At 68.1% G+C, this 18,573-nt stretch carries 17 protein-coding genes; 2 read left to right on the forward strand and 15 right to left on the reverse strand.

The genetic code is table 11. The features are described from left to right. Window positions 1-35: 35 nt before the first annotated feature. From ABZ195_RS18035 to ABZ195_RS18045, 3 genes are read right to left on the reverse strand one after another with little or no spacing between them, the layout of a single operon-like run. Complete coding sequence (locus ABZ195_RS18035) at window positions 36-890, reverse strand: ABC transporter ATP-binding protein (RefSeq protein WP_355220082.1); 855 nt, start codon at window positions 888-890, stop codon at window positions 36-38. Further along, on the reverse strand, window positions 839-1,534 hold the full coding sequence (locus ABZ195_RS18040) for a hypothetical protein (protein WP_355220084.1): 696 nt from the start codon (window positions 1,532-1,534) through the stop codon (window positions 839-841). Before ABZ195_RS18040 ends, ABZ195_RS18035 begins: the two co-directional genes overlap by 52 nt. Next, a complete protein-coding gene (locus ABZ195_RS18045; RefSeq protein ID WP_355220086.1) occupies window positions 1,531-1,704 on the reverse strand; it encodes a hypothetical protein in 174 nt (57 codons plus the stop codon). The genes ABZ195_RS18040 and ABZ195_RS18045 overlap by 4 nt, the downstream gene beginning before the upstream one ends. A 62-nt stretch (window positions 1,705-1,766) precedes the next feature. On the opposite strand from ABZ195_RS18045, the gene ABZ195_RS18050 reads away from it, so the two are divergent. Next, entirely contained in the window at window positions 1,767-3,215 is a 1,449-nt protein-coding gene (locus tag ABZ195_RS18050) for a PLP-dependent aminotransferase family protein (RefSeq protein WP_355220088.1), read from the forward strand. 5 nt (window positions 3,216-3,220) lie between these two features. Here ABZ195_RS18050 and serB read toward each other — a convergent pair whose 3' ends face one another. Next, window positions 3,221-4,456, reverse strand: coding sequence for a phosphoserine phosphatase SerB (serB, locus tag ABZ195_RS18055; RefSeq protein ID WP_355220090.1), 1,236 nt, complete (start codon window positions 4,454-4,456; stop codon window positions 3,221-3,223). A 27-nt stretch (window positions 4,457-4,483) separates the two neighbouring features. Continuing rightward, window positions 4,484-6,229 (reverse strand): cytochrome c oxidase subunit I, encoded by a 1,746-nt coding sequence (gene ctaD / locus ABZ195_RS18060; protein WP_355220092.1) that lies wholly within the window; start codon window positions 6,227-6,229, stop codon window positions 4,484-4,486. 199 nt (window positions 6,230-6,428) lie between these two features. Between ctaD and ABZ195_RS18065 the strand changes: the two genes are divergently transcribed. Next, window positions 6,429-7,520: an iron-siderophore ABC transporter substrate-binding protein gene (locus ABZ195_RS18065; protein ID WP_355220094.1), complete on the forward strand. Its 1,092-nt coding sequence runs from the start codon at window positions 6,429-6,431 to the stop codon at window positions 7,518-7,520. 3 nt (window positions 7,521-7,523) lie between these two features. On the opposite strand, the gene ABZ195_RS18070 is transcribed toward ABZ195_RS18065, so the two are convergent. From ABZ195_RS18070 to ABZ195_RS18115, 10 genes are read right to left on the reverse strand one after another with little or no spacing between them, the layout of a single operon-like run. Next, window positions 7,524-8,372: an N-acyl homoserine lactonase family protein gene (locus ABZ195_RS18070; RefSeq protein WP_355220096.1), complete on the reverse strand. Its 849-nt coding sequence runs from the start codon at window positions 8,370-8,372 to the stop codon at window positions 7,524-7,526. After that, window positions 8,372-9,952, reverse strand: a complete 1,581-nt coding sequence (locus tag ABZ195_RS18075; RefSeq protein WP_355220098.1) for an ABC transporter substrate-binding protein — start codon at window positions 9,950-9,952, stop codon at window positions 8,372-8,374. The genes ABZ195_RS18070 and ABZ195_RS18075 overlap by 1 nt, the downstream gene beginning before the upstream one ends. 52 nt (window positions 9,953-10,004) lie before the next feature. Beyond that, window positions 10,005-11,042, reverse strand: a complete 1,038-nt coding sequence (locus tag ABZ195_RS18080; protein ID WP_355220100.1) for a 2-oxoglutarate and iron-dependent oxygenase domain-containing protein — start codon at window positions 11,040-11,042, stop codon at window positions 10,005-10,007. Then, window positions 11,039-11,557: a hypothetical protein gene (locus ABZ195_RS18085; RefSeq protein WP_355220102.1), complete on the reverse strand. Its 519-nt coding sequence runs from the start codon at window positions 11,555-11,557 to the stop codon at window positions 11,039-11,041. The genes ABZ195_RS18080 and ABZ195_RS18085 overlap by 4 nt, the downstream gene beginning before the upstream one ends. 12 nt (window positions 11,558-11,569) lie before the next feature. Continuing rightward, a complete protein-coding gene (locus ABZ195_RS18090; RefSeq protein ID WP_355220104.1) occupies window positions 11,570-12,415 on the reverse strand; it encodes an N-acyl homoserine lactonase family protein in 846 nt (281 codons plus the stop codon). Next, window positions 12,415-13,995, reverse strand: coding sequence for an ABC transporter substrate-binding protein (locus ABZ195_RS18095; RefSeq protein WP_355220105.1), 1,581 nt, complete (start codon window positions 13,993-13,995; stop codon window positions 12,415-12,417). Before ABZ195_RS18095 ends, ABZ195_RS18090 begins: the two co-directional genes overlap by 1 nt. Continuing rightward, entirely contained in the window at window positions 13,992-14,648 is a 657-nt protein-coding gene (locus ABZ195_RS18100) for a cysteine hydrolase (RefSeq protein ID WP_355220107.1), read from the reverse strand. The genes ABZ195_RS18095 and ABZ195_RS18100 overlap by 4 nt, the downstream gene beginning before the upstream one ends. Continuing rightward, window positions 14,649-15,653 (reverse strand): ABC transporter permease, encoded by a 1,005-nt coding sequence (locus tag ABZ195_RS18105; RefSeq protein WP_355220108.1) that lies wholly within the window; start codon window positions 15,651-15,653, stop codon window positions 14,649-14,651. 3 nt (window positions 15,654-15,656) lie between these two features. Next, complete coding sequence (locus ABZ195_RS18110; protein WP_355220110.1) at window positions 15,657-16,529, reverse strand: ABC transporter permease; 873 nt, start codon at window positions 16,527-16,529, stop codon at window positions 15,657-15,659. Continuing rightward, window positions 16,529-18,523, reverse strand: coding sequence for an ABC transporter ATP-binding protein (locus ABZ195_RS18115; RefSeq protein ID WP_355220343.1), 1,995 nt, complete (start codon window positions 18,521-18,523; stop codon window positions 16,529-16,531). Before ABZ195_RS18115 ends, ABZ195_RS18110 begins: the two co-directional genes overlap by 1 nt. Between the last annotated feature and the right edge of the window lie 50 nt (window positions 18,524-18,573).

An 18,573-nucleotide genomic window follows, 5' to 3' on the forward strand; every position in this document is an offset into this window, starting at 1 on the left:
CGCCGCCGGTCTCGGGACGAGTGGGTCGGTGTCGGTCACTGGGCTCTCCTTCTGTGCGCGGCACGACTGCGGGTGCGGCGCGCGAAGTAGCGGCCGTCGATCACGTCGAGGGCGATGGACTGACCGAACGCCGTGGACAGGTTCTCCGCGGTGAGCACGTCGCTCAGGAGTCCCGCCGCGACGACCTTGCCCTCCGACAGCAGCAGGCAGTGGCTGAAGCCGGGCGGGATCTCCTCCACGTGATGGGTCACCAGCACGATCGCGGGGGCGTCGGGGTCGGCGGCGAGGTCGGCGAGTCGGGCCACCAGCTCCTCCCGGCCGCCGAGGTCCAGACCGGCGGCCGGCTCGTCGAGGAGCAACAGCTCGGGGTCGGTCATCAGCGAGCGCGCGATCAACACCCGCTTGCGCTCGCCTTCGGACAGCGTGCCGTAGGTGCGTTCGGCGAGATGTTCTGCCCCAAGGCTTTCCAGCATGTCGACGGCCTGCTCGTAGTCGACGTCCTCGTACTTCTCGCGCCAGCGTCCGAGCACGGCGTATCCGGCGGAGACCACCAGATCGCGCACCACCTCGTCGTCGGGCACGCGTTGGCTCAGCGCCGAACTGCTCAGCCCGACGCGGGCCCGCAGCTCTGCCATGTCGGTCCTGCCGAGGCGCTCCCCGAGCACGTACGCCGCACCGGACGACGGGTGCTCCATCGCCGCGGCGATGCGCAGCAGCGAGGTCTTCCCCGCCCCGTTGGGCCCGATGACCACCCAGCGTTCGTCGAGTTCGACTGCCCAGGTGACGGGTCCGACGAGGGTCTTGCCGCCGCGTCGGAGCGTGACCTTGGCGAAGTCGATCAGCAGGTCGGGGTCGACGTCTTCGGCTCGCTCGCTGGGATCGGCTGGCACTCGCCCATCGTAGTCAGGCCGGGGTCGGCCCCCTCGCTCTCGGCCCACCCGCTCGTGGCGAGCCACCGCTGCGGCGTCAGCCGCAGCGTCAGTTGAACCAGCGGGCCGATGCCGAACGCGTAGACCACGGTGCCGATTCCGACGGTGCCGCCGAGCAGCCAGCCGGCGGCCAGCACCGTCGCCTCGATCGACGTGCGGACCAGCCGGACCGACAGCCCGGTGCGGCCCACCAGACCGGTCATCAGTCCGTCACGCGGTCCGGGGCCAAGCCCCGCGGCGATGTAGAGCACCGTGCTGACGGCGTTGAGCAGGACCGCGCCGAGCATCATCGACACCCGGACGGGCAACCCCGTCGGCTCGGGCAGGACGGCCAGCGCGGCGTCGACCGTGACCGCGATGACGACGACGTTGGCGACGGTGCCGATGCCCGGCCGGTTTCGCAGTGGTATCCAGGCGAGCAACACGAGGACGCCGACGACGGCCGTGACGGTGCCGATCGTCAGGCCGGTGCGGTTGGCCAGGCCCTGGTGGAACACGTCCCAGGGGTCCAATCCCAGCCCGGAGCGCACCATGACCGCCATCGAGAAGCCGTACCCGACGAGCCCGACGAGTAATGCCGCCCCGCGACCCAAGGCGCGTGTCATGCGTGGTCGGGGAAGCGCGCGCGGATGGCGTCCAGGTCGTTGCGGATCCGGCGTGAGTCCCCGTCCTCCACGCCCTCCGAGACGAAGTCGCCGATGCGCGGGGAGTTGCGGAAGACGCGACCCAGCTCGGTCGCCTTGCGTGTCATTCGGGAGGTCCAGTGTTGTGCCATGCGTCCATGTTCGACGACGACTGGCCTTGTCATCAATAGCCAGTTGAGGCAAACTGGCTCCAATGAGCGTAGAACTGGCGGGGCGACGTCTCGATGTGGACCTGCTGGCCCGCGAGTTGGGCAACTGGCGTACCGCCGGCGCCAGCGGACCCGCCTATCTGGGCCTCTCCGACGGCCTCCGGATGTTGATCGTCGACGGCCGACTTCCCGTCGGCGCGCAGGTGCCCAGCGAACGCGCGCTCGCCGACGCCCTTCGGGTGTCGCGGACCACGGTCACGGCCGCCTACACCCAGATGCGCGAGGACGGCTACCTCAAGGGACGCCAGGGAGCGCGCAGCACGACGGCCCTGCCGGTCTCGGCCAGCACGCGCAACCCCACGATCGTCGGGACCGCATCGGCGAATCTCGCCGTCGCCACTCTTTCCGCGCCTGCCGCCGCGGTGTCCCGTGCCTTCGCCGAGGCGGCCGAACAGGTCACGCCGTATCTGCACGACATCGGCATCGAACTGGTGGGCGTCGCACCGCTACGTGAGGCGATCGCCGAAAGATATTGTCGCCGGGGGCTTCCCACCGAACCCGACGAGATCGTGGTGACCACCGGGGCCCTGCACGCCATCGGACTCATCATGGCGACCTACACCCAGCCCGGTGACCGCGTGCTGGTCGAGCAACCGACCTACCACGGCGTACTGGCCGCGATGGCCACCAGCGGGCTGCGACCGGTGCCGGTCGCGATGACGCATCAGGGCTGGGAACTCGACGCCGTCGACGCCGCGGTGCGCCAACTCTCCCCCAACCTCGCCTATCTCATCCCGGACAACCACAACCCGACGGGAATGACCCTGCCCCCCGCCGGTCGGCGTCGGCTGGCGCAGATCATCGCCGAGACGCGCACGCGCACGATCGTCGACGAGACGATCACCGACATGTGGCTCGACGAGGCGGTGCCACCGCCGATGGCCGCGTCCATGACCTCGCGGCGCGAGTTGGTGCTGACCGTCGGGTCGATGTCCAAGTCGTGCTGGGGCGGTCTGCGCATCGGCTGGATCCGCGCCGAACGCAGCGCGCTGACCACCATCGGCGCGATGCGTCCCGCGGTCGACATGGGCACCCCCATCGTCGAACAGCTCGCCGCGGCAACGCTTCTCGGCATCGCCGACGAGTTGCTCGTCGAGCGGCGCGAGATCCTGCGCCGACGGCGGGCGCTTCTGCTGGCCCTGCTGGAAGACCATCTGCCCGATTGGCGCCCGGACCCCAGCCGCGGCGGCATGTCACTGTGGGTCCGGCTGCCCGCACCCATGAGTTCGGCGCTGTCGGCGGCCGCGGCTCGGATGGGCCTGGAAATTCCGCCGGGTCCGCGGTTCGGGGTCGACGGCACCCTGGAGAGGTTCATCCGGGTGCCCTACACGCTGCCCGACGACCAACTCGTCGAGGCCGTGGCGCTGCTGGCCCGTGCGTGGCGCAGCGTGACGGGAACGGCGGGCCGCGACCAGGGCGCCGTCGTGGTCTGATCGGCTCAGTCGTCGGGGATGTCGACGCGGCGCAAGGTCCCGTCGACCGCGTCGGCCGCCTCGATCTCACCGCGGGTGACGCCGAGGATGAATAGCACCGTGTCGAGATAGGGATGGCTCAGCGACGCGTCGGCCACCTCGCGCAGCGCAGGCTTGGCGTTGAACGCCACCCCCAGCCCCGCGGCAGAGAGCATGTCGATGTCATTCGCGCCGTCGCCGACCGCCACGGTCTGTTCCATCGGGACACCGACCTGCTGAGCGAAGTCCCTGAGCGCCTTGGCCTTTCCTGGCCGGTCGACGACGTTGCCGATCACGCGGCCGGTGAGCTTGCCGTCGACGATCTCGAGTTCGTTGGCGGCGACGAAGTCCATCATCAGATCGTGCGCCAACGGCTCGATCACCTGGCGGAAGCCTCCCGAGACGATGCCGCAGTAGTAGCCGAGGCGGCGCAACGTGCGGATCGTCGTCCTGGCCCCGGCGGTCAACTGGATCTGGTCGGCCACCTCGTCGAGCACGGAGGCGGGCAGACCGGCCAACGTCGCCACGCGTCGGTGGAGCGACTCGGCGAAGTCGAGCTCGCCGCGCATCGCCGCGTCGGTCACCTCGGCCACCGCGGCGAGTGCCCCGGCCCGCTCGGCGAGCATCTCGATGACCTCGCCCTGGATCAGGGTCGAGTCGACGTCGAACACGATGAGCCGCTTGGCCCGTCGCGACAGGCTGTAGTCCTCCAGCGCGATGTCGACGCCCTCGGCGGCGGCCACCCGGGCCAGGGCGGTCTGCAACTGTCCGTAGGCCGCGCCCGGCGGCACCGACACCCTCAGCTCCAGCCCGGTGACCGGATAGTCCGACACCCCGCGGATGAAGTCGATGTTGACCCCGAGCGCGGCGACCTCGCTGGCCACCACGCCGAACGCCTCGGCGGCGATGGGCCGCCCCAGCACGACGATCGTGTGCGTCGAGGGCTCCCCCAGGACCGGGAGATCCTCGCTGCTCTCGATGGTGACGTCCAGCCCGACCGCCTGGATCGCCGTCGTCACCTCGTCGTGCAGTTGGGCTCCGCCGACGACGTCGCCTGGGCCGGCCACCAGTACGCCAAGGGTCAACCGATTGCGGATGACCACCTGCTCGACGTTCAGCAGGTCGACCTTGTGCCGCGACAGCACCTCGAACAATGCCGAGGTGACGCCCGGCTGATCCACACCGGTGACGGTGATCAACACCGACACGCTTGACGCACTCATCGCCGAGTAGTGGCCTCTACGACTCGATCAGCTGCGGACCTTGACGTCGTCGTTCTCCGTGACGTCACCACCCTCGGGGTGCGGTCCGCCACCGATGTGGGCCTCGGCGCGCATCCGCTCGACCATGTGCGGGTAGTGCAGCTCGAATGCCGGTCGCTCCGAACGGATCCGGGGCAGCTCGGTGAAGTTGTGCCGCGGCGGCGGGCAGCTGGTGGCCCACTCCAGGGAGTTGCCGTAGCCCCACGGATCGTCGACCACGACCGGCTCACCGTAGCGCCAACTCTTGAACACGTTCCACACGAACGGGATCGTGGAGATGCCAAGGATGAACGCACCGATGGTCGAGATGACGTTCAGCGTCGTGAAGCCGTCACTGGGCAGGTAGTCCGCGTAGCGACGCGGCATGCCCTCGTCGCCCACCCAGTGCTGCACCAGGAACGTGGTGTGGAAGCCGATGAAGGTCAACCAGAAGTGCAGCTTGCCCAGGCGCTCGTCGAGCAGTCGGCCCGTCATCTTCGGGAACCAGAAGTAGATGCCCGCGTAGGTGGCGAACACGATGGTGCCGAAGAGCACGTAATGGAAGTGCGCGATGACGAAGTACGAATCGGTGACGTGGAAGTCCAGGGGCGGGCTGGCCAGCAGCACGCCGGATAGTCCACCGAGCAGGAACGTGACGAGGAAGCCGACCGAGAACAGCATCGGCGTCTCGAACGTCAACTGGCCCTTCCACATCGTTCCGATCCAGTTGAAGAACTTGATGCCGGTCGGGACCGCGATCAGGAACGTCATGAAGCTGAAGAACGGCAACAGCACCGCGCCGGTGGCGTACATGTGGTGCGCCCACACCGCGACCGAGAGGGCCGCGATGGCCAGCGTCGCGTAGATCAGCGTGGTGTAACCGAAGATCGGCTTACGGCTGAACACCGGGAAGATCTCCGAGACGATGCCGAAGAACGGCAGCGCGATGATGTACACCTCGGGGTGGCCGAAGAACCAGAACAGGTGCTGCCAGAGCAGCACACCACCGTTGGCCGGGTCGTAGATGTGCGCACCGAGGTGACGGTCGGCCGCCAGGCCGAACAGCGCGGCGGTCAGCAGCGGGAAGGCCAGCAGCACCAGGATCGAGGTCACCAGGATGTTCCAGGTGAAGATCGGCATCCGGAACATCGTCATGCCGGGGGCGCGCATGCACACCACCGTGGTGATCATGTTGACGCCACCGAGGATGGTGCCCAGACCACCGACGGCCAGACCCATGATCCACAGGTCACCACCCGCACCGGGCGAGTGGATCGCGTCGGTCAACGGCGAGTACGCGGTCCAGCCGAAGTCGGCGGCACCACCGGGGGTGATGAAGCCCGCGATCGCGATCATCGCGCCGAACAGGAACAGCCAGAACGAGAACGCGTTCAGCCGCGGGAACGCCACATCGGGCGCGCCGATCTGCAGCGGCAGCACCAGGTTGGCGAAGCCGAACACGATGGGCGTCGCATAGAACAGCAACATCACCGTGCCGTGCATGGTGAACAGCTGGTTGTACTGCTCGTTGCTCAGGAACTGCAGGCCGGGCAGGGCCAGTTCGGCGCGCATGAACAGCGCCATCAGTCCACCGATGAAGAAGAAGACGAAGCAGGCGACGCAGTACATGATGCCGATCAGCTTGTGATCGGTCGTGGTCACCAGCTTGTAGATCAGGTTGCCCTTGGGGCCCATCCGTGCCGGGAACGGACGGCGTGCCTCGAGTTCTCCGATTGGGGGCGCTTCGGCTACCAACAGGTCCTCCAAAAATTCGACGGGCGAACCCGTAGGCTCGGGCTCGATCTTATCCCCCGCCGGGCGGTGTGGCGCCATGGGTCCTACAAAGTGTCGTATTCGGTAAGAACTTGCCGGCGGACGCCGCCTGACCAGGCCCTGACGGTCGAGGGTGAGTTGTCCGACGGGACGCCGCCCAACGCTTGGTAGCGTCTGCGGCGTGGCATGGCGCAGCTCGCGGACGGGTCCGATCGTGGGCGCTGCAGCCGTCGTCGCGGCAATCGTGGTGACCGCGGCCGGCTGCGGGGACTCCCCCGGTGCCCCGGACGCGGCGCCAGCCGCCGAGGCCCCCGTGACCAGCACCACGAAGATCGCCGGTGCCGGCGTCCTGGGCAATCAGCGTCGCCCCGACGAATCCTGTGCGCCCGACCCGGCCCCCCTCGACGATCCGCCGGAGCGCGAGGTGCGCCACGCCGCCGGGTCCACCGAGGTGACCCCCGATCCGCAGCGCATCGCCGTGCTCTCCGGTGATCAGCTCGACGCGCTCTGCGCCCTGGGTCTGCAGTCGCGCATCGTGGTGGCCGCGGTGCCCGACGGGTCCTCGGGCCAGCCGTCCTACCTCGGCCGGGTGATCCACGACGTGCCCGCCGCGGGCGACCGCACCTCACCCGACCTCGCGGCGGTCAAGGCTGCCACCCCCGACCTCATCCTCGGCTCCCAGGCCCTGACGCCGGAGGCCTACGGCGAGCTGTCGGCGATCGCCCCGACGGTGTTCACCGGCGCCCCGGGTCCGGGCTGGCAGGACACGCTGCGCACGGTCGGTGCCGCGACGGGTCGCGCCGGGGCCGCCAACCAGCTGGTCGACGGGTTCGAGCGGGACGCCGACAAGGTCGGCGCTGACGAAGACGCCACCCACTACCAGGTGTCGGTGGTGCGATTGACCGAGAACACGCTGCGCGTCTACGGCGTCGACGACTTCCCCGCCAGCGTGCTCGGCGCGGTCGGCGCCGACCGCCCCGCCACGCAGCGGTTCAAGGACAAGCCCTACGAGGAGATCAGCACCTCCGAGATCTCCACGTCGACGGACTTCTCCGCGGCCGACGGCGACGTCGTGTTCCTGTCGTTCGACTCCCCCGCCGCCAAGTCCCGCGCCCCGCAGGTCCTCGAAAGCGAGGCGTGGAAGAAGTTGTCCGCCGCGCGCGACAACCGCGTCTACGTCGTCAACGACGAGGTCTGGCAGAGCGGGCAGGGCATCGTGGCCGCCCGCGGCATCCTGGCCGACCTCACGGTCGTGAACGCCCCGATCAACTAGGCGCTAGGCCGGTACCGGGCCGAAGCGTTGGTGGAAGTGGGTGGTCATCTCCGGCCACACGTGCGGATCGTGGCCGGGGATCAGCGGATACCCCGTCTTGGCCGCGAGCTCCTTGAGCCTGCGGATCGGCTCCACCGTGTCCTCCGGCTCGACGTCGATGAATCCCCCGATGGGGAGTTCGTGCTCGATGTTCTCGGTCAGGTCGGCGGCGTCGAAGGCGAACACGTAGCCGTCGGCACCCTCACCCCCGGTGACCGATTCGTCGAGTTCGACCATGAAGCTCTGGTGTCCCGGGGTGTGGCCATAGGTAGGTATCGCGGTGATGCCCGGTGCGATCTGCGCCTCACCGTCGGCCAGCCGCCAGTCGATGGTCGGATCGTCGAAGTCCACCCGGACGATGGCATTGCGTTCGGGGACGGGATGATTGGACAACCCGTACTCGAGCTCACGACGCTGCGCATGCACCGGGACCTTGCCGGCGAACAGCTTGAGCCCGCCGGCATGGTCATGGTGCAGGTGGCTGACGGCCACGGTGTGGATGGCATCGACGTCCACCCCGACCTCGGCGAGCCGCTGCTCGATCGGCTCACCCGGCCCGGGAAGGACCGGGCGGTACTCGACGGTCGGGAAGAACCTGCGGTGCAGGGCCGGGTCCCGCACGAGCGCAGTGTTGAACCCGGTGTCCAGCAGCACCCAGCCGCCGTCGGTCTGCAACAGCACGCCGGGTACCGGCTCCCGCATCCTTTCCTCCGGAGGGGCGCCGTACACCGACACCGACTTCGGCAGTTCCTCCCAGCCCAGTGTCAGCAGGATGATGCGGCGAACGCCGCTCGGGCGAACCAGGGTCGCCATCAGCCGACCGAGAGTGCAGCCAGCCGAAGCGAATTCGGGTCGGTCACCACGTGAGCCTGCTCGACGCCCTTGAGCCAGGGCTGGGCCACCATGAAGTCGTTGACGTCGGCGACGTTCAACCAGCAGCCGGTCTTCACCGCTTCCAGTCCGGCCGTCGAGAAGTCGGCGGCCGACCCGTTGGGCAGTCCCCTGTTGAGCGCGTCGGTCACCGGCGGAGCCGAGCACCCGAAGAAGTTCAACCCGCCCGTCGCGTCCCAGGAGATGTGGCCCCACGTGTACGGGGACGGTGCGTCCGGCCAGCCGAGGTAGGTCATGATCTCCGGCGCGGTCTGCCCGTCCGAGCCCACCCAGCCGTAGATCTCCGAGGTGGGATAGGCCTGCACCTTGGCGTCGAGACCCGCCGCGGCCAGCTGCGTCTGAATGAGATTGCTGATCAACTGGTTGTCCGGGTTGCTGGAGTCGTACCCGATGGTCACGCTCTTCTGGTCGGCGGGCAGGCTTGCCGCGAGAGCCGACAACGCCGACGGGTCGTGCGGCACCGTCTGCTTGCCGTACTGATCGGCCATCATGTTCGGCGGGTAGATCTGCTCGGCCTTCTTGCCGCGGCCGAAGTACGTCTGCTTGACCAACTCGTCGACGTCGATCGCCTGCAGCACCGCGTTGCGGTTCTTGGCGTCGGCCATCATCGGTTTCTTGGGGTTGAGGTAGACGAAGTTCGACATCATGGTCGGCAGTGAGTAATTGGCGAACGATTTGTTGTCTAGGTAGGACTGCACCGCCGAGGACGGCAGGTCGTGCAGGATCGCCGCGAGCTGGCCGTTGTTGAACTGCAGCTGCTGAGCGGACACGTCGGTGATGACCGGCAGCTCGACCTTCTCGAAGTAGGGCTTGGTGCCCCAGTAGTCGCCGAAGGCGGTCAGTTCGTACTTCGAGCCGACCTCGGCGGCGGTCAGCGTGAACGGCCCGGTGCCGAGGTCGTGGGTGGTCAGGTACCCCTGGGCATGGTCGGAGCCACCGTTCTTGGCCAGACCCTCCGGGCTGAGCATCCGCGGACCATACGGGCAGGCCAGGTAGTCCAAGAACGCCGAGTTCGGGGCCTTGAGGGTGATCGTGACGCCGTAATCGCCCTGGGTGGTGACGGATTCGACGTCGGAGACCATGTAGGCCGGGCCCTGGTTGACCGCCGCGCGGCGGTCGAAGGACGCCTTGACCGCCGCCGAGGTAAAGGGTGTCCCGTCGTGGAACTTGACCCCTTCGCGGAGCTTGAAGGTGAACACCTTGTTGTCCGGCGACGCCGTCCACTCGGTGGCCAGCAACGGCTGCAGTTCGGCCTTGTCGGTGCCGCCCTTGTACTGCAGCAGTCCCTCATAGGTGTTGGTGGTCAGCAGCAGACCCTGGCCGGCATAGTAGATGTCGGGGTCCGGCGGTTGGCCCGGGTCCTGCAGGAACGACAGGTGCAACACCTTGTCCGTCGGCGCGGCATTCGGTGTGCTGCTCCCGGAATCGGAACCGCCACAGGCGGTCAGCGCCAGGATGGTGGTTGCGGCAATGGCTGCCAGGGCGCGAAATCTCAAGGTCATCGTGCGGCTCCTTCGAGGGGGAACGTGGTGGCTAGGTGTTCGTTGTCTGCGGTCACTCAACGCCCAAGAGCGCCTGCTGGCCGAATTGGTTGAGCTTCAGCGAGCCCTCCGGTAGCACCAGCTCACCGCTCTCGACGCGCTGTCTCAGGTACGCGAAACTCTGTGCCGTTTGGGCGAATAGGTGCTCACCGGCCTTCAACGGAGCGCGCGACGGCAGGTCGGGAGAGACGAACTGCGGCAACGGCTTCACCTCGGTGTCGTAGTCGACGTTGAAGAAGAGTGGGAACGAGTAGCGTTCCTCGGCGACCTTGCGGACGCGGTGGCTGGTCGCGACGAACGCACCGCAGGTCCACAGCTCGAGCAGGTCTCCGATGTTGACGACGAAGGTGCCCTCGACCGGCGGCACGTCGATCCACTGGCCCGCCCCGTTGAGCACCTCGAGTCCCGGGGCGGTCGGCTTCAGCAGCGTGAAGCACTCGTAATCGGTGTGTGCGCCGATGCCGAGTGCGTCGCGAGCCTCGGGATTGTGCGGGTAGTGCACCAGTCGCAGTTGGCTCGGGGTCTTGGTGGCGTGGCGGGAGAAGACGTCGGGGTCCTCTTCGAGCGCAACGGCGAACGCCCGCAACAGAAGGTGGCCGACCTCCAGGACGGCCTCGTAGTACTCGGTGACCGCCTCGGCGAAGCCTGGCAGGTCCGGCCAGGTGTTGGGGCCGAGCATCGGGTTGCCCGCCGCGTAGTCCGGATCGTCGACGGGAAGATCGAGCGCGGTGTCGAAGGCCTCCTTCAGGTCGGGCACGCCGTTCTCCACCCCCTCCTCGCCGATCGGCACGTATCCGCGGTGGCACCGCGACAGGCCGATGTAGCTGCGCATCTTCTCCTCGAGCGGCAGCGCGAAGAATTCCTTGGTGGCCGCGAGCATGCGGTCGAACGTCGACTCGTCGACGCCGGAGCCACTGACGTAGAAGAAGCCGACGTCGCGTGCCGCCGCGCCGATGTCCTGGGCGACGCGGACGCGCTCGGCCTCGTCGGACGATCGCAGTCCGCTGACGTCGACGATCGGCACCGAGGTGAAGGAAGTCGTTGCGGTCACGAGAGTGGATCCCCTTCGGTTCGTTCTACCTGCCAGCTCTGACCGGCGGCGTGAACGTGGTTGTCGGACAACGCGATGTCGAGCTTCGACCATTCGGGTGCACCGCGTCGACCGATCACGACGACGCCTGCCCCGGCCCAGCCGAACAGGTCGCCGACCGCCAGGAGCAATCCGTCGGCGCCGTCGGGTGACCGGAGGAACAGCGCGCCACAGTCGGCGGCGTCACCCGCGTCGCGCACCCAGTGTTCGGAGTAGTCCTCGTGCACACCGGTCTCGACGAGGACGTCGCCGTCCCAGTGCATCGCCCCGGCGTCGGGAAACGGCCCCGATGGTTCAAGGTCGACGTCGCGATGCCACTCGAAGACGTTGCCGCGTTGGTGAAGTGAGCCGGCGAAGCCTCGGGAGTCGACGTAGGCGGTGATGCCCTGCAGCCATCGAACGTTCCCGCCTGCGTCCCGCGAACCGTCGGCGCCGACGAGGAGGGCTCGCCGCCACAGCCCGGTGCACTCGGCCATCTCGACGTCCATCTATGCCGGTACCGGGCCGAAGCGTTGGTGGAAGTGGGTGGTCATCTCCGGCCACACGTGCGGATCGTGGCCGGGGATCAGCGGATACCCCTTCTTGGCCGCGAGCTCCTTGAGCCTGCGGATCGGCTCGACGGTCTCCTCGGGTTCGACGTCGATGTACCCGCCGATGGCCCGCTCCTGCTCGATGTTCTCGGTCAGGTCGGCGGCGTCGAAGGCGAACACGTAGCCGTCGGCACCCTCACCCCCGGTGACCGATTCGTCGAGTTCGACCATGAAGCTCTGGTGTCCCGGGGTGTGGCCATAGGTGGGTATCGCGGTGATGCCCGGTGCGATCTGCGCCTCACCGTCGGCCAGACGCCAGTCGATGGTCGGGTCGTCGAAGTCCACCCGGAAGATCGCATGGCTCTGCGGCACAGGATGATTCGACAGTCCGTACTCCAACTCGCGACGCTGCGCATGCACCGGGACCTTGCCGGCGAACAGCTTCAGCCCGCCAGCGTGGTCGACGTGTAAGTGCGACAGCGCCACCAGATGGATGTCGTCGATGTCCACGCCGATCTCGAGCAGTGACTCTTCGATCGGCTCACCGGGGCCTGGTAGAAGCGGCTGGTACTCCATCGAGGGGAAGTACCGTCGGTGCAGGGCCGGATCACGGATCAACGCGGTGTTGAACCCGGTGTCGAGCAACACCCAACCGCCGTCGGTCTGCAGCAGCACCCCGGGCACGGGGCACCGGAACTGCTCCTCCGGGGCGCCGTACACCGATACCGACTTCGGCAGATCTTCCCAGCCGAGGGTGAACAGGACGATCCTGCGGACACCGCTCTTGCGTGTCAGCTCGACCATCAGCCCACCGACAGCGCGGCGAGGCGCAGCGAGTTCGGATTGGTTACGGCATGGGCCTGCTCGACGCCCTTGAGCCACGGCTGGGCCACCACGAAGTCGTTGACACTGGCGACGTTCAGCCAGCAGCCCGTCTTGACCGCCTCGAGGCCGGCTTGGGAGAACGCCTCGGGCGATCCGTCCGGCAGACCCCTCGCGAGCGCGTCGGTCACCGGCGGGGCCGAACAGCCCAGGTAGTTCAACCCACCCGTCGCGTCCCAGGAGATGTGACCCCAGGTGTAGGGCGACGGCGCATCCGGCCACGCCAGCGCCACGAAGATCTCCGGTGCGCTCTGACCGTCGGTGCCGATCCACCCGAAGGTCTCCGAGGTCGGGTATGCCTGCACCTTGGCCGTCAGGCCAGCCGCGGCAAGCTGGGTCTGAATCAGGTTGCTCACCAACTGGTTGTCGGGGTTGCTCGAGTCATAGCCGATGCTGACGTTCTTCTGATCGGCGGGCAGACTCCCGGCCAGCGCCGTCAGCACCGACGGGTCGTGCGGCACGGACTGCTTCGCATACTGCGGGTCCATCACGTTGGGCGGGTAGATCTGCTCGGCGACCTGGCCGCGGCCGAAATAGGTCTGCTTGACTAGTTCGTCGACGTCGATCGCCTGCAGTACCGCGGTGCGATTCTTGGCGTCGGTCATCATCCCCTTGTGCGGGTTGACGTAGAGGTAGTTCGACATCATCGTCGGCAGTGAGTAATTCGCGAACGCTTTGTTGTCGAGGTAGGACTGCACCGCCGAGGACGGCAGATCATGCAGGATCGCCGCGATCTGCCCGTTGTTGAACTGCAACTGCTGCGCCGAGACGTCGGTGATGACCGGAATCTCCACCTTCTCGAAGTAGGGCTTTGGTCCCCAATACTCCGGATACGCATCGAGCGCATAGCGCGATCCGACCTCCGCGGCGGTCAGCGTGTACGGCCCGGTGCCCAGGTCGTGATTGGTCAGATATCCCTGCGCATTGTCGGTGCCGGCGTTCTTCTTCAGCCCCTCCGGGCTGAGCATCCGCGGCCCGTATGCGCACGCCAGATAGTCCAGGAACGCCGAGTTGGGTGCCTTCAGCGTGACCGTGACGCCGTAATCGCCCTGCGTGGCGACCGACTCGACGTCGGAGACCATGTAGGCCGGACCCTGGTTGACCGCGAGCCGACGGTCGAACGACGCCTTGACCGCTGCCGAGGTAAACGGCGTCCCGTCGTGGAACTTCACCCCCTCGCGCAACTTGAAGGTGAACACCTTGTTGTCCGGGGACGCGGTCCACTCGGTGGCCAGCAGCGGTTCCAGTTCCGGCTTCTCGGTACCGCCCTTGTACTGCAGCAGACCCTCATAGGTGTTGGTGGTCAGCAGCAGACCCTGCCCCGCGTAGAAGATGTCGGGGTCCGGCGGCTGTCCCGGATCCTGCAGGAAGGACAGGTGCAGCACCTTGTCCGTCGGAGCGGCATTTGGTGTGCTGGTGCCGGAATCCGAACCCCCGCAGCCACTTAGGGCAATGGCGGCCACGGCGGCGACGGCCGCGATGGCGCGGAATCGGTTGGTCATCGGGTCGCGTCTTCGAGTACGGGAGTCGCGCTCGCGCCCTGTTCGATGACACCGAACGCGGCGAGGATCTCGTCGCTGGTGCGCAGTGCACCGGTCTGCAGGTACTCCATCGCGTCCAGTGCCGCGTCGTGCCGGTACTGCGATGACCCTCCGACGCAGTCGGTGACCACCCGCACGTAGTAGTCGCGCTGGTGTGCGTCGGCGAAGGTGTAGTGCACGCAGACGTCGGTGAGACCGCCGACGAGGATCAGCGTGTCGGCCTTGAGCCCGCGGAGCACGATGTCGAACTCGGTGCCGATGAACCCCGAGTAGCGGCGCTTGACGAGGTGAAACTCGTTGCGCGACCCGTCGAGAATGGGCCGCAGCGTCGGTTCGAGGTCGGTGCCGCGCTGCCCCTCCACGCAGTGCACGCCCTCGACGCCGTCGAGCTCGCGGCCGAAGTCGACTCCGCTGGGACGGTGCACCTCCTGGAAGAACACCACCGGTACGTCCGCGGCGCGTGCCGCGGCGAGCAGCCGCTCGGCGACCGCGACGCGTTCGGCGTTGCCCGGCATGACGGGAATCCCCATCTCCTCGGCGGGCAGTCCACCACCCTCCTGCATGTCGACGACGACGAACACCGGGTTTCCCACGATGAGTGGCTGTTTCGGCACTTAACCTCCTGTTGTGGCGATACGCGGATCGGCTGCGGCCTGCATGAGGTCCACCGCCGTGTTGATGAAGACGTAGAGCGCCCCGAGCATGAGCGTGACGCCGGCGATGGCCGGGAAGTCCGCGACCGGGATGCTCTGGGCGATGTATTGTCCGATCCCCGGCCAGCCGAAGACCTGCTCGACCACCAGCACGCCCGAGAACATCAGTCCAACTTGCAGACCCGTCATGGACAGTGCCGAGCCGACGGAGTTGCGCAGGACGTGCCTGGCAAGGATGGCGCCCTCCGAGAGCCCCTTGGCGCGTGCCGTGCGCGCGTAGTCGCCGTCGATGTCGCCGAGCAGACTGCTGCGCAACACGCGTCCGATGGCGACGGCGGGGCCGATCGCGATGACCAGAGCAGGCAGGATCAGGTGGTGGAAGGCGTCGGCGGCGACGTCGAACCGCCCGTGCAGCAGACCGTCGACGGTGAGCAGACCGGTCGGCCCGTCGGGCGGATTGGCGATCGAGATCCGACCGTTGGCAGGCACCCACCCGAGTTCCTTGTAGAACACGATCAGGCCGACGATGCCGAGCAGGAACATCGGCGCCGAGGAACCCGTGAACAGGATGGCCCGCAGCACACTGGCGCCGCGCCAGTTCAGCGTGGTGCTGAAGGCCAGCAGGACGGCGAGCACCAGGGCGAACGCCAGACCATAGAGCGCCAGCTCCAGCGTGGCCGGGAAGAACGTGCCCAGATCGGAGGCCACGCCGTGCCGGGTGCGGAACGACGTGCCGAGGTCACCGGTCACCGCGCCGGTGAGGTAGTGCCAAAACTGCACCAGGATGGGCTCGTTCAACCCAAGTGCCTCGCGCCGCGCGGCCACCGCCTGGGCTGAGGCCTGGGCACCGAGCTGCGCCTTGACGGGGTCCATCGGGGAGATGTGCTGCAGCAGGAACATGACGCCGGTCAGGGCGACCAGGATGGCCACCGTGGCACCGACGCGGCTGGCGATGAACGTCTTCACGGGTCAGCTCGTCTTCATCAGGTTGCGCAGGCTGTCACCCGCGATGTTTCCGATCAGGGCCAGCACCAGCACGCCGAGTCCGGGCATCACCGGAATCCACCACTGCTGCAGGAAGTAGCTCAGGTTGCGGGCCGAGTCGGCCCCGAGTTCCGCGGCGGGCGCGGACTGCCCCAGACCGAGGAACGACAGCGCGGCCAGGGTGAGGATCAGCGTGCCGATGTCCAGGCTGGCGGCGACGACGGCGTTGGGCACGGCCCCGGGTAGGAGGTGCCGCCGTGCGAGCCGAAAACGGTTGACTCCGGCCAACTTCGCCGCCTCAACGTGGGGCCTGGCGGCCAGCCTGGCCACCTCGCCCCGCACCAGCCGGGCGTAGAACGGCCACCAGACGATCGACACCGCGATGAGGGTGTGGACGAAGCCGGGTCCCAGCGCCGCGACGACGGCGATGGCGAGCACCGGTGCGGGCAGCGACAGGAATCCGTCGGTGATGCGCATCAGGAGTCCGTCGACCCAACCTCCGGTCGCCCCCGCGATGAGCCCCACGAGGCCGCCGAAGAGCAGCCCGACGGCGACCACGACCAGCGCGGCGAACCAACTCGAGCGGATGCCGTAGAGCACCCGCGAGAGGATGTCTCGGCCGATGCTGTCACTGCCCAGGAGGAAGCCGCTCTTGCCCGGCGCCTGCAGGGGCATGCCGACGGGCAGCAGTGGATCGTGCGGCGCCAGAACCGGTACGGCGAGCGCGACGAGCGTCACCACGAGGATCAGGGACACACCGGCCCAGTTGAGGATCGTCGACTTGGACTGCAGCGTCAGTCGTCGCTGCCGCCCGCGGACCAGGGGCACCGCCGGCGGAGCCGCCGTTGCGATTGCCATCAGACTGCTCTCCTCTCGATGCACGCCACTTGGTGCGGGTTGCCGGGGAAGCCCTCGAGCCGGACGTCGAGTTCGGTTCCACTGCAGGCGGCGACGGCCACGTCGCAGCGCGGATGAAACGCGCATCCGGTCGGTGGTGACAGGGGGCTGGCGGGTTCGCCTGGCAGGACCCGTGTTTCGCGCCCCAAGTCCGGAATCGAGTCGACCAGGGCTTGGGTGTAGGGGTGCGCGGGCTCGCCGATCACCTGTTCGGCGGGGCCGATCTCGACGATCCGGCCGAGGTACATCACCGCGATGCGGTCGGCCACGACCCGGGCGACCGACAGGTCGTGGGTGACGAACACCACCGACATGTCGAGGCTGCGCCGGAGGTCGCCGATCAGGTTCAGCACCGAGGCTGCCAGCGACACGTCCAGCGCGCTGGTGGGCTCGTCGCACAGCAGCACCGAGGGCGGCACGACGGTTGCGCGGGCCAGCGAGACTCGTTGCCGCTGACCGCCGGAGAGCTGTCCGGCCCGGGACTTCGCGATCTCCGCGGGCAGGCCGACGCGGCCGAGGACCTCGACGACGGCGTCTCGGCGCTGCGACCGGGACAGCCCCGAACCGCCGAGCCGCTCGGAGATCAGCTCGCCGACCGAGAGCCAGGGGGTCAGCGACGCACCGGCGTCTTGGAACACCATCTGGGGTCGCTGCCCCTCGACGAGGTCGACCTGTCCAGAGGTCGGCTTCTCCAGTCCGGCGATCACGCGCAGCAGGGTGGACTTTCCGGAGCCGCTCTCGCCCACCAGGGCGACGGACTCGCCGTGCGCCACGCGCAGCGACACCCCCCGCAGCGCCTGCAGTTTGCCGGCGCCGGCGGACCGGTCGAGCCACTTCTTCGTCACCGTGAACGTCTTGGTGACGTTGCGGACGTCGACCGAAGGCGCCATCTCCTCCTCGGCGACCGGAGCGGGGTCGTGCTCGGCGGAGGCCGTGGTCTCGGCGCTCGCGTCGCGGGCCACCTCTTCGAGGGGCAGGACGCACGCGCTGGTGCGGTCCGCGGCCACCGCGACGGGATCCGGGGGTGCGGTCGTGCACTCCTCCTGCGCGAGTGCGCATCTTGGCTCGAAGGCACAGCCGGGCAGCGGCGTCACCGCGCTGGGCACCGAGCCCGCGAGCGCGGCCAGGGAGCGGTAGCGCGGAGTCTGCAGCGTCAGGCGCGACCGCAGCAGCCCCCGCGTGTACGGGTGGGCGGGAGTCTCGAGGACCGCGGCGGTCGGACCTACCTCGGCGATGCGGCCCGCGTACAGCACCGCGATGCGGTCGGAGATCTGCGCGGCCACCCCGAGGTCGTGGGTGATGAAGACGATGCTGCAGCCGAGTTCGTCGCGGAGGCTGCGCAGCAGGCGCAACACCTGGGCCTGCACCGTGACGTCGAGGGCCGTCGTCGGTTCGTCGGCGATGATCAGATCGGGGTCACCTGCGATCGCGATGGCGATCATCACGCGTTGCCTCAGCCCGCCGGACAATTCGTGCGGGTAGGCACGCATCCGGCGCTTGGGGTCGGGGATGCCGACTGCGGTGAGCAGTCGCAGCGCCTCGTCGTCTCCTCCAGCCGCCTCGGCCACCTGCTTGCCGATGCGCATGGTCGGGTTCAGCGAGGTCATCGGATCCTGGAACACGGCGCCCAGGTCGAGTCGCCGTACCCTGCGCATCGCCTTGGGCTCGCCGTCGACCATGTCGAACCCCGCGACGGTCACCGAGCCGTCGACGCGGGCGTGCGCTGGCAGCAGGCCCAGCATCGTGAACCCGAGAACGCTCTTGCCCGAACCCGATTCGCCGACCAGCCCGAGGATCTCCCCCGGTGTGATGTCGAGTGACACCCCGCGCAGCGCGTGAACGTCACGACCACTGCGCCGGAACGTGACGTGCAGGCCGTCGACCGTGGCCACGGTCTCCGGCACGGGCGCGACGGCATCCTTGGATGCCGTCCCTTCGGACACGGCCATGCCCATCTGCAAAGCTCCCGGATAGTCGAAGTCGGCGCGAGTGGGCACGTCCGCGG

Source organism: Mycobacterium sp. NPDC006124 (assembly GCF_040614235.1).
Taxonomy (GTDB): Bacteria; Actinomycetota; Actinomycetes; order Mycobacteriales; family Mycobacteriaceae; genus Mycobacterium.

What these genes read in the sequence shown, in the direction of transcription:
- ABZ195_RS18040 (WP_355220084.1), bottom strand. Translation starts at nt 1,534, where the DNA reads ATGACACGCGCCTTGGGTCGCGGGGCGGCATTACTCGTCGGGCTCGTC.
- ABZ195_RS18045 (WP_355220086.1), bottom strand. Translation starts at nt 1,704, where the DNA reads ATGGCACAACACTGGACCTCCCGAATGACACGCAAGGCGACCGAGCTG.
- ABZ195_RS18050 (WP_355220088.1), top strand. Translation starts at nt 1,767, where the DNA reads ATGAGCGTAGAACTGGCGGGGCGACGTCTCGATGTGGACCTGCTGGCC.
- serB (WP_355220090.1), bottom strand. Translation starts at nt 4,456, where the DNA reads ATGAGTGCGTCAAGCGTGTCGGTGTTGATCACCGTCACCGGTGTGGAT.
- ABZ195_RS18070 (WP_355220096.1), bottom strand. Translation starts at nt 8,372, where the DNA reads ATGGCGACCCTGGTTCGCCCGAGCGGCGTTCGCCGCATCATCCTGCTG.
- ABZ195_RS18075 (WP_355220098.1), bottom strand. Translation starts at nt 9,952, where the DNA reads ATGACCTTGAGATTTCGCGCCCTGGCAGCCATTGCCGCAACCACCATC.
- ABZ195_RS18085 (WP_355220102.1), bottom strand. Translation starts at nt 11,557, where the DNA reads ATGGCCGAGTGCACCGGGCTGTGGCGGCGAGCCCTCCTCGTCGGCGCC.
- ABZ195_RS18090 (WP_355220104.1), bottom strand. Translation starts at nt 12,415, where the DNA reads ATGGTCGAGCTGACACGCAAGAGCGGTGTCCGCAGGATCGTCCTGTTC.
- ABZ195_RS18095 (WP_355220105.1), bottom strand. Translation starts at nt 13,995, where the DNA reads ATGACCAACCGATTCCGCGCCATCGCGGCCGTCGCCGCCGTGGCCGCC.
- ABZ195_RS18110 (WP_355220110.1), bottom strand. Translation starts at nt 16,529, where the DNA reads ATGGCAATCGCAACGGCGGCTCCGCCGGCGGTGCCCCTGGTCCGCGGG.
- ABZ195_RS18115 (WP_355220343.1), bottom strand. Translation starts at nt 18,523, where the DNA reads ATGGGCATGGCCGTGTCCGAAGGGACGGCATCCAAGGATGCCGTCGCG.